Below are 12,831 nucleotides of genomic sequence, written 5' to 3'. Positions count from 1 at the left end.
CGCCGGGCGCGATAACGTCCGGCGCATCCCAATGGGCAACGGAGAGAGTGTTCCATGGATCAATCCAATCCAGCGCCTCCCACGACGGCACGCCAGGGACCACTCAGTCATCTGACCGTTCTGGACCTGAGCCGCATTCTGGCCGGCCCTTGGGCCACGCAGATTCTTGCGGACTTGGGCGCCCGGGTGATTAAGATTGAAAGCCTGATCGGCGACGACACCCGTCGCTGGGGCCCACCCTTTTTGACGCGCAGTAGCGGTAGTATAGAAGACCCATCGTCCGGCGCCTCCGATGCCGCCTACTTCACCTGCTGCAATCGCAACAAGGAGTCGGTCTGTGTCGACTTCTCAAAGCCCGAAGGGGCGAACCTGATCCGCAAGCTGGCCCGCTCCGCCGATATTCTGGTGGAGAACTTCAAGGTCGGCGGCCTAAAGAAGTACGGCCTGGACTACGACACGCTGCGAGAGCTCAACCCGCGCTTAGTGTATTGCTCTATCACCGGCTTCGGCCAGACCGGCCCCTACGCCCAACGCGCTGGCTATGATTTTCTGATTCAGGGCATGGGCGGGCTGATGAGCATTACCGGTCAGCCGGATAATGGGGATCAACGCAGCGAACCGTTAAAGACCGGCGTTGCCATCGCCGATGAATTCACCGGCATGTACGCTGCCACCTCGATCCTCGCCGCCATCGCGCACCGGGATCGAACCGGTGAGGGCCAGTATATCGACTGCGCCCTGCTGGATTGCCAGGTAGCAATGCTTGCCAACCAGGGTTCCAACTGGCTCGTGGGCAAACGTACGCCTCGCCCGATGGGCAATCATCACCCTAACCTGGTGCCCTACCGAGCTTATCCGGTGCAGGATGGCCACGTGATTATCGCCTGCGGCAACGACCGGCAATTCCGATCGCTGTGCGACGTTTTGGCGCTTGATGCGACAGGTCAGGACGCAAGGTTCCGCACCAACGCCGACCGGGTCGCAAACCGTTCCGCCCTTGAGGCCACATTGGAAGAACGGCTGGCCCACTACTCACGCGAGCACATTATTCACCTGCTGGAAATGGCGAAGGTGCCCTGCGGTCCCATCAATACCATCCCGGAAGTTTTCGAAGACCCCCAGGTGAGCGCCCGTGAGATGGTCGTTCCCCTCGAGCGAGCCGATGGCTACGCCATTCCCACCATTGCCTATCCGGCAAAATTCAGCGCAACCCCGGCCGCCTATCGAGCGGCACCGCCCGGCCTTGGCGCACATACCCAGACCTTGTTAACGGAAGACCTTGAACTGGACGAAGCCGCCATTGCAGTCTTGTTTCGATCCGGTGTCGTTGCCTAAACGAGAACCAAAGTTCGATCACTTGACACTACCCCAAGCCAGCACTTTACGTTAAGGTCAACACTGGCTGATTCAAGTCGGTTTTATCCAAACCCACAAGTTAGCCCCAAAGAGCCCTGCCGCGCCCCGGTCGATCACCGGAAAATGCGGCGCAGAGCCCAGTTTCGCTGGCTTTCGCCTGAGGGTCGACACAGACTCCAGGCGGATATCCAGCGGGCTGCGCTCTGCGTTCTATACTTTCTATACTCTGGATAGAACTCGATAGAACTGGATGGAACAGCGGCTCACGTAAATGGGTGCCCTCACAAGGGGCATCTTGTTCCTCAAGCCACCACCCCAGGAAGAGGATTATGACAACAACAAAATCCAAGGTTGTTTATTCTCCGTCTTTTACCGACGGTGCGGAATTTCACATTCCCACATTCAAGCTTCTCAAGCAGGACGGCTCCCTCTACAAGGGCGCCAAAGCGCCTGATATCGACAAGGACAAAGCCCTACGCATCTATCGCGCGATGGTGATGACGCGGGTACTCGACGAGCGCATGCTCGCCGCCCAGCGCCAGGGGCGCCTGAGCTTCTACATGCAGTGCACCGGGGAGGAAGCCGCCGTAATCGGCAGTACCGCTGCCCTGGACGATACCGACATGATCATGGCCCAGTACCGGGAACAAGGCTCGCTCGCTTACCGTGGCTACACCATCGACGAGTTCATGAATCAGCTGTTCGGTAACGAGCTGGACTACGGCAAGGGTCGTCAGATGCCGGTTCACTATGGCTCGAGCAACCTGCACTACATGACCATTTCATCCCCCCTAGCCACCCAGATTCCCCAGGCCACCGGCTACGCCTACGGCCAAAAACTGGCCGGCAAGGGTGAGTGCACGATCACCTATTTCGGCGAAGGCGCCGCATCGGAAGGCGACTTCCACGCCGCCCTCAACATGGCCGCCGTGCATCGCGTACCGGTCATTTTCTTCTGCCGTAACAACGGTTATGCCATTTCCACCCCGGCCGTCGAACAGTTCGCGGCCGATGGCGTAGCGCCCCGGGCTTATGGCTACAAGATGGATGTCATTCGCGTCGACGGCAACGACGTTCTGGCTGTCTACGAAGCCACTCGCCTGGCCCGTAAAATGGCGGTGGAAGAGAACCGCCCTGTACTGGTCGAAGCCATGACTTACCGTCTCGCGGCGCACTCGTCGTCGGACGACCCCTCCGGCTACCGCAGCAAGGACGAAGAGACCGCCTGGCGCGAGAAAGACCCACTCCTGCGCATGCAGCGCTGGATGGAGAAGCACAAATGGTGGACCGAGGACGACGAAAAGAAAATCCAGGAAGACCTGCGCCGCGAAGTACTGGAAACCATGAAACGCGCCCAGAAACGCCCGCCGCCGCCACTCGAGTCCTTGATCACCGATGTCTATGATCAGGTGCCGCCGATGCTGAACGCCCAGTTCGAGAAGCTCAAGGCCCACATCCGCAAATACCCGGATGACTATCCCAAGAGCGCGAACGATCCAGCCATAACGGCAAAGGGAGGGGCTTAACATGGCGAAGATGAATATGCTCCAGGCCATCAACGATGCCCTGGATATCGCGATGGCCGGCAACGACCGGGTACTGTGTTTTGGTGAGGATGTCGGCATTTTCGGCGGCGTCTTCCGGGCCACCAGCAACCTGCAGCAGAAGTACGGCAAGGCCCGGTGTTTCAATACACCGCTGGTGGAGCAAGGTATCGTTGGCTTCGCCAACGGCCTGGCGGCACAGGGCTCGATCCCGGTCGCCGAGATCCAGTTTGCGGACTACATCTTTCCCGCATTCGACCAGATCGTGAACGAGTCGGCCAAGTTCCGCTACCGCTCAGGCAGCCTGTTCGATGTGGGCGGCCTGACCATTCGCGCCCCTTATGGCGGCGGCATCGCCGGGGGCCTGTACCACTCCCAGTCTCCGGAAGCCTATTTCGCGCATACACCGGGCCTGAAAATCGTCGTACCGCGCAATCCGCATCAGGCCAAGGGCCTGCTTCTAGCATCGATTCACGACCCCAACCCTACCCTGTTCTTCGAACCCAAACGCCTCTATCGCGCGTCCGTCGGCGAGGTCCCGGAAGGCGAGTACCAGCTGCCCCTGGGCGAAGCCGAGGTACTCAAAGAAGGTAAGGACGTCACCGTGCTGGGCTGGGGCGCGCAAATGGAGGTCATCGAAAAAGCCGTCGAGAAAGCGGAAAAGGACGGCATCTCCTGTGAAGTCATCGACCTGCGCACCATCCTGCCCTGGGATGTGGAAACCGTCGCCGATTCGGTCTTCAAGACCGGGCGTCTGGTGGTCACGCACGAAGCCCCGCTGACCGGCGGCTTTGCCAGCGAGATCGCCGCCACCATCCAGGAACGCTGTTTCCTCTACCTGGAATCCCCGATTGCACGGGTTACCGGGATGGACACGCCCTTCCCGCTGGTGCTCGAAAAAGAGTACTTGCCCAACGACCTGAAGGTCTACGAGGCCATCCGGGAAAGCATCGAATTCTAGGTCCCCCGATTTTCATTGAAGGACGGGTGAAGGACAGGAGAGCAACCATGAGTGATTTTATACTGCCCGATATCGGCGAAGGTATCGTGGAGTGCGAGCTGGTCAAGTGGCTGGTGAGCGAGGGCGACGTGATCGAGGAAGATCAGCCGGTGGCCGAGGTCATGACCGACAAAGCGCTGGTGGAAATTCCAGCGCCCTATAAAGGCCGCGTGACCCGCCTATACCATCAGGAAGGCGACACCGCCAAAGTGCATGAACCGCTGTTCGAGCTGATCGCAGAAGACGACGACGACGGTAGCGAAAGCGCCGCATCGGAGTCCTCGCCCGCCGATAGCAACCGGGACGCCAAAAGCAGTCCCGAAGCTGAGCAAAAAGGCGAAACCACCGCCTCTGACGATGGCGAGACAGAGGACTTTATCCTGCCGGATATCGGTGAAGGCATCGTCGAGTGCGAGGTCGTGGAATGGCGCATCGCCGAGGGCGACGAGATCGAGGAAGACCAGCCTGTGGTCGACGTGATGACCGACAAGGCGATGGTCGAGATCACCGCGCCAAAAGCCGGCCGGGTGACTCAGCTTTACTATCAGAAGGAAGAACTGGCCAAGGTACATTCGCCGCTGTTTGCGTTTATCCCGCGGGAACGAGAGGAAGGCTCGGCACCTGCGGCTAAACCGCAACAAGCCGCCGCGCCCAAGAGCAGCGACTCGGTGCCGGCTACCGCCAAAACCACCACCTCGCCGCAAACACGTCAGCGCATTCCCGCCAGCCCCGCGGTGCGGCGACTGGTCCGCGAGCATGATCTGGAGCTATCCGACATTGAGGGCACCGGCAAGGACGGCCGGGTGCTCAAAGCGGACATTCTGGCGCATCTCGAAAAGCCGGCCGCACAAACCCGCCAGCCCGAGGACTCGGCGAAGGCCGCCAAACCACGCCGCGCCGAGGCGGCCGAGCAGGAGGTGCGCGTCGAGCCGATCAAAGGCATGCGGGCAGCCATGGCCAAGCGCATGGCGGAATCGGCGTCGACGATCCCTCACTTCAACTTCAGCGAGGACATCGACGTCACCGACCTGCTCAACCTGCGCCAGCAGCTCAAACCCGAGGCCGAAGCCCAGGGTAAGCGCCTGACGCTGATGCCGTTCATCATGAAAGCCATGGCACTGGCGGTCCAGGAGTTCCCGATCCTCAACAGCCGCATCAACGATGACGTCACCGAGATTCACTACCAGCCTCAGTGCAATATCGGCATGGCGGTGGACAGCAAAGTAGGCCTGATCGTGCCCAACGTGAAAGGCGTCGAGCGGCTGACCCTGCTGGAGATCGCCGATGAAGTGGCCCGCCTGACCGAAGCCGCCCGCGAGGGCCGCGTCAGTCAGGAAGACCTGAAAGGCGGCACCATCACCATCTCCAACATCGGCGCGCTGGGCGGCACCTACGCCGCGCCCATCATCAACCCGCCGGAGGTAGCCATCGTCGCGCTCGGCCGTACCCAGCGCCTGCCGCGTTTCGATGCCAACGGCCAGGTGGTGGAACGGGCGATCATGACGATCAGCTGGGCCGGCGATCACCGCGTCATCGATGGCGGCACCATCGCCCGCTTCTGCAACCGCTGGAAGGGCTACCTGGAAGCGCCGCAAACGATGTTGCTGCATTTGGGCTGAACATGCTGCATGACACCGAGCCATCCCAGCTTCAGCAGTTCTACATCCCCGAAGAGCAGTCGATCTATCTGCTCAGCGAGGACGATGCCAGGAAACTGAAGGACTGGGTGGCCCTGTGCGCAGACCAGCTCAGGCAGCTGGGTTACCGCGATATCGAGATGATCGGCAAAGGCGCCTACGGCTTCGTATTTGCCGGCCGGCTGGCGCTGGAGGGTACGCGGGACCTTGAGCACGTATTCAAGTTCACCCGGGTCAACCTGCCCCAGCACCTGCAGGACCGGCTGGAAGACGAGGCGTTTATTCTCGAGCAGGTGGAGCATCCCAGGGTGCCTCGTCTGATCGCGTTCCAACGGGCACGGAATCAACCCATTCTGGTGATGGAGCGGGCCGCCGGCCTCAACCTGGAAGAGGTCTCGCTACGGGAAGGCCGGCTGCGGCCCCGGCTGGTCATGCGCATTGCCGCTCAGCTCGCGGATATCCTGCGCAATCTACGCCGCGAATCCGGACCTTCCGGACGGCCCATCGTCCACGGCGACATCAAACCGTCCAACCTGGTCTTCGACGCCGAGCGCGAAAACATCGCCCTGATCGACTGGGGCTCCTCCGTGTTCGCGCAACTGGACGCCAATCAGCAGTTCATCACCGCCAATGTGATGGAACTGATGTCCGATAACCTGCAGCAGACCAACGCCCGTCTAGGCGATGTCTACTTTATCGGGGAGGAACAACTGCATGGCGGGCTTTCCTCCCCACGTTTCGACGAGCAGGGTGCCGCGGGAACGCTCTATGCGCTGGCCTCGGGACAATCCTGCCGCTTCGGCCACCACGCCATACCTTCCACCTCCCTGGGCTTGCCGATGGCGTTCGCCCGCATGCTGGACGGCATGCTCGACCCCGACCCCGACACCCGCCGACGCGCTGGCGACTACTACCTGAAAGAGATGCCGCGCATGGCCCGCACGGTGATGATCGACCTGCCCGAGCCGGCGCCGAGCCCACTGGTGCCGGTCTGGACACGGCAATCGGACCGGGAGATCGATACCGTCGTCTATAGCTCGCGAAAGTCATTCCTGCGTGAAGAAAATGCGCCCTCGACGCTCAATGACGTCAACGACGTGCAGCTCGACCGCTACTACAAGAACTTCATGCAAGGCATGGGTGAAACCGAAAAGGCGTTCCTGGCGGCGGTCAGCCGACTGGGCCGCTATCCGGTGGAAGGCGGATTGGCGGTGCGCTGGGAGGCCAACGGCGTCTATGTGGACACCTCACTGAACCTGCACGATCCCAAGCTCAAAAATGCCTTTGTTACGGCGGTCAACAATATGGTGAACCTGGCTCAGGCGATCTACCGCCAGGGCATCTTCAAGAGTTGCCTGTTCAATGCCCGCGACACCCTGCACGTCGACCGCGACGATCCGAACCAGCCGTTCATCCTCTCCCCGGACATGCAGCTACGCTACGAAGTTAGCGCCGCCCCGGAAATCGAGGACCGCACCCGCATCCACTCCTATTTCGAGGATGGCCCGGACCCGGAAGAATTCCTGGTCCTGCCCGATGCCATCATGAAATCCCTGGAAGCGCTGAACAACATCCATCACACCGGCATGATCATCTTCGAGGCCCTACCCCGCCATTTGAAGATCCACAGCCACTACCGCCTGCTCGACCCGGCCAAGGAAGTTGAATTCAGCCGCTGCCTGGACGACATCCTCGCCGCCGTGGACCAGATCACCGGGCTGGGCGTTTCGGGCTTTATGAAAATGCCCTACAAAGACACGCGTTTTTTCCCGCACATCGAGCGCCTGCCGGAGCGGTATTATCCGAAGAATCCGAGGACAGAGAGCTGACGACCCATAACCTTCGCCAATCACCTCAATAGATCCCTCTGGTTCTCAGAAATAGAGGCCCATCGAGCTTTCAACTGCAAGCCCCTTTCAGACCAAGCGTTTTAGGAGCCCAGGCATACTGGTCTGAGTGCACTCCACAATATATGCATAATAAATCATAAGACTTTCGACTAGTTGCAGCCTAACCACCATTCAAATCAAATGACGCCTTTGGTGAAGCCCTTGTCAACACCGTTTCACCTATGCACTCCAATTCATATAAAACAATAAAGAGAGCTGCCATGAGCGATTCCATCCCGTGCAGCTGTGGCCGGATAGCCCCGCTTTTCCAGCCTCGCGCCCCATCCTTTGCGCTCCCACCCCCGGGAGTTCGCTGCGTATTCACTCACCGACGACGAACGCACTAGCAGTCAGAACCTCCACCGTTCCGAAGCTGTACGCAGGCTCTTCAATCTGTAACGGAGCCTTCTGCAAAACAAATAAGAAAAGAGAGAACTGTTTATGGACGGCATCACTGAAGACGGAACATTGGCATCCGGCGGGCGGCGCTCCGCTGGTTTCTTCGCCCGTGAAAGCACAATTGCAGGACCCAACTTCAACCGCTGGCTGGTACCCACAGCCGCGCTGGCGATTCACCTCTGTATCGGGATGGCGTACGGCTTCTCGGTATTCTGGTTGCCAATGAGCAACGAGATTGCCAACGCCCCGGCCAGCTGCGCCAATATCGGCTTTATTCAGGCGCTGACAACCACCACCTGTAACTGGTCGGTGGCCCACGTCACCTATGTGTTCGGGATCTTCATCGCCGTGCTGGGCGTCTCTGCTGCCATTTGGGGCGCCTGGCTGGAGCATGCCGGACCACGAAAAGCTGGCTGCATTGCGGCCCTGTGCTGGGGCGGCGGTATGGTGGTTGGCGGTATCGGCGTGATGGTCCATCAGTTGTGGCTGGTCTACCTGGGCGCGGGCGTGCTGGGCGGTATCGGCCAGGGTCTGGGCTATATCACACCCGTTTCGACGCTCATCAAGTGGTTTCCGGATCGCCGCGGCATGGCTACCGGCTTTGCCATCATGGGTTACGGCGGCGGTGCGATGATCGGCGCCCCGCTGGCGGTCCTGCTGATGAGCTATTTCTCCGCGGATGGGGGCACCGGAGTCGCCATGACGCTAATTACCATGGGTATCATCTACGCCATCGTCATGGTCAGCGGTGCTATCGGCTTTCGCGTCCCACCCAACGGCTGGCGCCCGAAAGGCTGGCAACCCTCCGAAGACCAGAAATCCAACGCGATGATCACGCAGGGACACGTTCACCTGAACCGGGCCTGGAAGACCAAGCAGTTCTGGCTGATCTGGGGGGTCCTGTTCCTCAACGTGACAGCCGGCATTGCCGTCATTTCCATGGCCAGCCCGATGCTTCAGGATGTGTTCGGCGCCGCGCTGGTTGGCATCCAGGACAGCGCCGCCACGCTGACGGATGCCCAGAAGGCCGCGGTCGTTGCGGCGGCCGCCGGCCTGGTGGGCCTGATCAGTCTGTTCAACAGCGTCGGGCGCTTGTTCTGGGCCTCCCTCTCGGACAAGATCGGCCGCAAGAACACCTACTACTGCTTTTTCGTCATCGGCATCGTTATGTATTGCCTGCTACCCACCTGGGGACACCTCGGCATGGCGGGCATGTTCGTCCTTTCCATCTGCGTCATCCTGAGCATGTACGGCGGCGGTTTTGCCACGGTGCCGGCCTACTTGGCGGACATTTTCGGCACGCAAATGGTGGGCGCGATCCACGGCCGATTACTCACTGCCTGGACCGCCGCCGGCCTGGTCGGCCCGCTGATTATCGCAGCGCTACGCGAAGCCCAACTGGAAGCAGGCGTAGAGCCCGCGCTGGTCTACGACCGCACGTTGTACATTATGGCGGGCCTGCTGTTTTTGGGCCTGATCTGCAACGCGCTGGTACGGCCGGTAAAGGCATCCGACCAGATGACCGAAGAAGAGGTGGAATACGAGCGCTCGCTGCAGCATGAAGACCGCGTTTCCGCCAACGCCGAAACCGCCGCGCGCGGCAAGTTCGGCATTACCGGCGTGCTGTGCTGGCTGGGTGTGGGCATTCCGTTTCTCATCGGACTTTATATCGCGCTGGCCAAAGCCGCAGCGTTGCTCTAAGTCATCGGCTAGAGGCGACCGGGAATAATCCCGGATCGCCGTCAGACGCCCCGATCTCCGGCGAGCATCTGTTCAAAGGAGCAGATCTCGCCGCAGCGATCCGGGGCGTAGCCGGGGAGCTTGTCGATTTCGGCGAGAAACTCGGGCGCGCCCATGAGCTCCAGCAGCTGGCGCATGTTGCCCTGCTTGAGCTTGTCTTCAGGGCAGATCAGCAGGTAGTGCTCGGTGGCCAGGTTGATAAAGTCGAGCCCGAATTGCCGGGCCGAGGCCTCCACACCGAAACCGGCGTCGGCCATGCCGGCAGCGACGTAGGCCGCCACCGCGGTGTGGGTAAACTCTTCCTGATCGGCACCGCGGATGTCGTCAGTCACGATGCCCTGCTCCTCCAGCAATAAGTTGAACAGGATGCGGGTGCCGGAATGACGATCACGGTTGATAAAGCGGACGTCCGGCTTGGTGAGATCCTGCAGGCCGGCGATTGCCTCTCGGCTGTCGCTGCGGATGATCAGCCCCTGCTCCCGGGTGACGAAGCGGATCACGCGCAGGTTCTTGAGGTCGAGCTGACGCCTGTAGAGGGCCATGACCTGATCCGCCAGTCGCGGGCAGGCGGGAAAATGGAAACTGGCCAGGTCGGACTCGCCCCGGGCCAGCGCACTTAGGGCGTCGGCGGGGTTGGTGTACTGCAGGTCCAGCTCCACCCATTCGGAGAAATCCGGTAGCAGCGCCACCGCATAGCCGTGACTGGCATGCAGGCGCAGCACCGGGTGGGCGCCCGCAAGCAACTGCTGGAGCTGCATATTGAGTTCGGAGGCCATGCTGTCGATTTGTGGTCCCAAGCGCGCCTTGACCCGCTGCTCGGACCACAGCAACTTCTCCCCGAGGGCCGAAAGCTGCGTGCCGTGCCCCTTGCGCATCAGTACCAGCGGCACGTCGAAGAAGTCGGCACCGCGGTTGAGGAGGTTCCAGGCATGGCGATAGGAAATACCGGCAACCTCGGCGGCAACCGTCAGCTTGCCGGAATCGCGCACGCCCTTGAGCAAGCGGAAGAGGACCGGCTCGAACAACTCGCCGTCTTCGGTTCGAAATACCCAGGCGGGTGATATATGAAGTTTTTTCTTATGCATGACTATTCATATTTATTGGTTAATTTTTGAGTGCTATTTTGCAGATAAATAGCCTAACAAAACCAAAAACAATTAAGAACGATAATTCATATGTTAGAGCACAATAACCACATTGATGAGAGCTTGTCCATGGCCCCTTCCGGTACACTGCAGCCGCAAGAGTGGACCCCCGAGTTGATCCAGCAGGAGATTGATGCCCTGAAGGACAAGCCCGGAGCCATTCTGCCGATCCTGCACGCGATCCAGGACCGCTTTGGGTATATCCCGGAAGCGGCCGTGCCCATCATTGCCGAAGCTCTGCGCCACACTCGCGCCGAGGTCCACGGCATTATTAGTTTCTACCACCATTTCCGAACACACCCGGCGGGCAGCCACGTGGTGCATGTGTGCCGCGCGGAAGCCTGCCAGGCGGTGGGTAGCCGCCAGCTCGAAGCCCATATCAAGAATAAGCTGAGCGTGGACTATCACCAGACCAGCCGGGACAACGAATTTACCCTTGAGCCTGTCTATTGCCTGGGCAATTGCGCCTGCGGCCCGTCGATCCGTGTGGATGACACCATCCACGGCCGGGTGACCGCCGACAAATTCGATCGCCTGGTGGACCGGCTCACCACCTCGACGCTGGAGGTGAAATGATGACCGTGACCGTGTATGTGCCCTGCGACACCACCGCCCTGGCCCTTGGCGCGGACGACGTCGCCAGCTTGATCGAGCGTGAAGCCGAAAGCCGCCAACTGGATCTGAAGCTTGTCCGCAATGGGTCGAGAGGCTTGTTCTGGCTGGAACCCCTGATTGAGGTCGACACCCCGGAGGGCCGCGTTGCCTATGGCCCGGTCGATCCCTCCGATGTGGCTGAGCTTGCCGATGCCGGACTGTTCGAGGGTGAACGGGCGCACGCGCTGGCTCACGGACTGACTGGCGAAATCCCCTATCTGAAGAACCAGCAGCGCCTGACCTTCTCCCGCATCGGTCTCACCGACCCGCTTTCCATCGACGACTATCGCGCCCATCGCGGCTTTGCCGGGTTGGAAGAAGCCCTGACCATGGCCACCCAAGCCATTGTCGACGAGGTGAAGAATTCCGGCCTGCGCGGGCGTGGGGGTGCGGCTTTTCCCACGGGGATCAAGTGGCAAACCGTCCACGACGAGCCGGAGGGCCAGAAATACATCGTCTGCAATGCCGATGAGGGCGACTCCGGCACCTTCGCCGACCGGCTGGTGATGGAATGCGATCCCTACATGCTCATCGAAGGCATGACTATCGCCGGACTGGCAGTGGGCGCGACCCAGGGTTATATCTACCTGCGTTCGGAATACCCAATCGCCCACCGGATGTTTAACGAAGCCCTCAAACGCGCCTATAACGCGGGGTATCTGGGCAACGATATCCTGGGCAGCGGCAGGCACTTCGATCTGGAAGTGCGCCTGGGCGCAGGTGCCTACATCTGCGGCGAGGAAACCTCATTGCTCGACAGCTTGGAAGGCAAGCGCGGCATGGTGCGGGCGAAACCGCCACTGCCCGCTATCAAAGGCCTCTTCGGCCGGCCTACGGTGGTCAATAACGTCCTATCTCTAGCGGCTGTCCCGTTCATCATCGATCAGGGCGCGCAGGCCTACGCGAATTACGGCATGGGCAAGTCCCGCGGGACCCTTGCACTGCAACTGGCGGGCAACGTCAAGCAGGGTGGCCTTGTAGAGCTTGCTTTCGGCACCACCTTGCGTGAACTGATGGAAGGCTTCGGCGGCGGCACCCTGAGTGGCCGTCCACTGAAAGCCGTCCAGGTCGGCGGCCCGCTCGGCGCCTATCTGCCCGAAAGCCAATGGGATAGTCCTATCGATTACGAAGGCTTTGCGGCCTTCGGCGGCGTCGTCGGCCATGGCGGCGTGGTGATGTTCGACGACACCGTGGATATGGGCGAACAGGCCCGCTTTGCCATGGAATTCTGCAGCGTCGAATCCTGTGGCAAGTGTACCCCCTGCCGCATCGGCGCCGTGCGCGGCGTGGAAGTGATCGATCGCATCCGTGCCGGCGAGAACGCCGACGCCAACCTCGAACTCCTGTCCGACCTTTGCGAAACCATGGTGGATGGTTCCCTATGCGCCATGGGCGGAATGACGCCTTTTCCCGTGCAAAGTGTCATGCAGCACTTCCCGAACGATTTGACCCGGCAGCAAGCCTGAC

Annotated in this window: 9 protein-coding genes; 8 read left to right on the top strand and 1 reads right to left on the bottom strand. The window is 60.6% G+C overall.

The window, feature by feature from the left end; genetic code table 11:
* Nucleotides 1-54 precede the first annotated feature (54 nt).
* The 6 genes from FXO11_RS02415 (at nt 55) to FXO11_RS02390 (ending at nt 9,526) form a co-directional block, all read left to right on the top strand.
* Nucleotides 55-1,335, top strand: coding sequence for a CaiB/BaiF CoA transferase family protein (locus FXO11_RS02415; protein WP_148861408.1), 1,281 nt, complete (start codon nt 55-57; stop codon nt 1,333-1,335).
* A 350-nt stretch (nt 1,336-1,685) separates the two neighbouring features.
* On the top strand, nt 1,686-2,882 hold the full coding sequence (locus tag FXO11_RS02410; protein WP_148861407.1) for a thiamine pyrophosphate-dependent dehydrogenase E1 component subunit alpha: 1,197 nt from the start codon (nt 1,686-1,688) through the stop codon (nt 2,880-2,882).
* A gap of 1 nt (nt 2,883) precedes the next feature.
* Nucleotides 2,884-3,861 (top strand): alpha-ketoacid dehydrogenase subunit beta, encoded by a 978-nt coding sequence (locus tag FXO11_RS02405; protein ID WP_148861406.1) that lies wholly within the window; start codon nt 2,884-2,886, stop codon nt 3,859-3,861.
* Nucleotides 3,862-3,908: 47 nt separating this feature from the next.
* Nucleotides 3,909-5,519, top strand: a complete 1,611-nt coding sequence (locus FXO11_RS02400) for a dihydrolipoyllysine-residue acetyltransferase (RefSeq protein WP_148861405.1) — start codon at nt 3,909-3,911, stop codon at nt 5,517-5,519.
* A 2-nt stretch (nt 5,520-5,521) separates the two neighbouring features.
* Nucleotides 5,522-7,366, top strand: a complete 1,845-nt coding sequence (locus tag FXO11_RS02395) for a protein kinase domain-containing protein (protein ID WP_148861404.1) — start codon at nt 5,522-5,524, stop codon at nt 7,364-7,366.
* 501 nt (nt 7,367-7,867) lie between these two features.
* Nucleotides 7,868-9,526 (top strand): OFA family MFS transporter, encoded by a 1,659-nt coding sequence (locus FXO11_RS02390; RefSeq protein WP_148861403.1) that lies wholly within the window; start codon nt 7,868-7,870, stop codon nt 9,524-9,526.
* 41 nt (nt 9,527-9,567) lie between these two features.
* Here FXO11_RS02390 and FXO11_RS02385 read toward each other — a convergent pair whose 3' ends face one another.
* On the bottom strand, nt 9,568-10,650 hold the full coding sequence (locus tag FXO11_RS02385; protein ID WP_148861402.1) for a substrate-binding domain-containing protein: 1,083 nt from the start codon (nt 10,648-10,650) through the stop codon (nt 9,568-9,570).
* Between the two features lie 90 nt (nt 10,651-10,740).
* Between FXO11_RS02385 and FXO11_RS02380 the strand changes: the two genes are divergently transcribed.
* Nucleotides 10,741-11,286 carry a formate dehydrogenase subunit gamma gene (locus tag FXO11_RS02380; RefSeq protein ID WP_148861401.1) on the top strand — a complete coding sequence of 182 codons (546 nt, stop codon included), beginning with the start codon at nt 10,741-10,743 and terminating at the stop codon, nt 11,284-11,286.
* A complete protein-coding gene (locus FXO11_RS02375) occupies nt 11,286-12,830 on the top strand; it encodes a formate dehydrogenase beta subunit (protein ID WP_148864764.1) in 1,545 nt (514 codons plus the stop codon). The genes FXO11_RS02380 and FXO11_RS02375 overlap by 1 nt, the downstream gene beginning before the upstream one ends.
* Nucleotide 12,831: the final 1 nt, after the last annotated feature.

Source organism: Marinobacter fonticola (assembly GCF_008122265.1).
GTDB lineage: Bacteria > Pseudomonadota > Gammaproteobacteria > Pseudomonadales > Oleiphilaceae > Marinobacter_A > Marinobacter_A fonticola.
The sequence above is the reverse complement of the archived record's forward strand: the minus strand, read 5'-3'. Positions and strand labels throughout refer to the sequence as shown.

Excerpts from the sequence above, each read along its gene's own strand:
- FXO11_RS02415 (WP_148861408.1), top strand. The coding sequence starts at position 55 with ATGGATCAATCCAATCCAGCGCCTCCCACGACGGCACGCCAGGGACCA.
- FXO11_RS02410 (WP_148861407.1), top strand. The coding sequence starts at position 1,686 with ATGACAACAACAAAATCCAAGGTTGTTTATTCTCCGTCTTTTACCGAC.
- FXO11_RS02405 (WP_148861406.1), top strand. The coding sequence starts at position 2,884 with ATGGCGAAGATGAATATGCTCCAGGCCATCAACGATGCCCTGGATATC.
- FXO11_RS02400 (WP_148861405.1), top strand. The coding sequence starts at position 3,909 with ATGAGTGATTTTATACTGCCCGATATCGGCGAAGGTATCGTGGAGTGC.
- FXO11_RS02395 (WP_148861404.1), top strand. The coding sequence starts at position 5,522 with ATGCTGCATGACACCGAGCCATCCCAGCTTCAGCAGTTCTACATCCCC.
- FXO11_RS02390 (WP_148861403.1), top strand. The coding sequence starts at position 7,868 with ATGGACGGCATCACTGAAGACGGAACATTGGCATCCGGCGGGCGGCGC.
- FXO11_RS02385 (WP_148861402.1), bottom strand. The coding sequence starts at position 10,650 with ATGCATAAGAAAAAACTTCATATATCACCCGCCTGGGTATTTCGAACC.
- FXO11_RS02380 (WP_148861401.1), top strand. The coding sequence starts at position 10,741 with ATGTTAGAGCACAATAACCACATTGATGAGAGCTTGTCCATGGCCCCT.
- FXO11_RS02375 (WP_148864764.1), top strand. The coding sequence starts at position 11,286 with ATGACCGTGACCGTGTATGTGCCCTGCGACACCACCGCCCTGGCCCTT.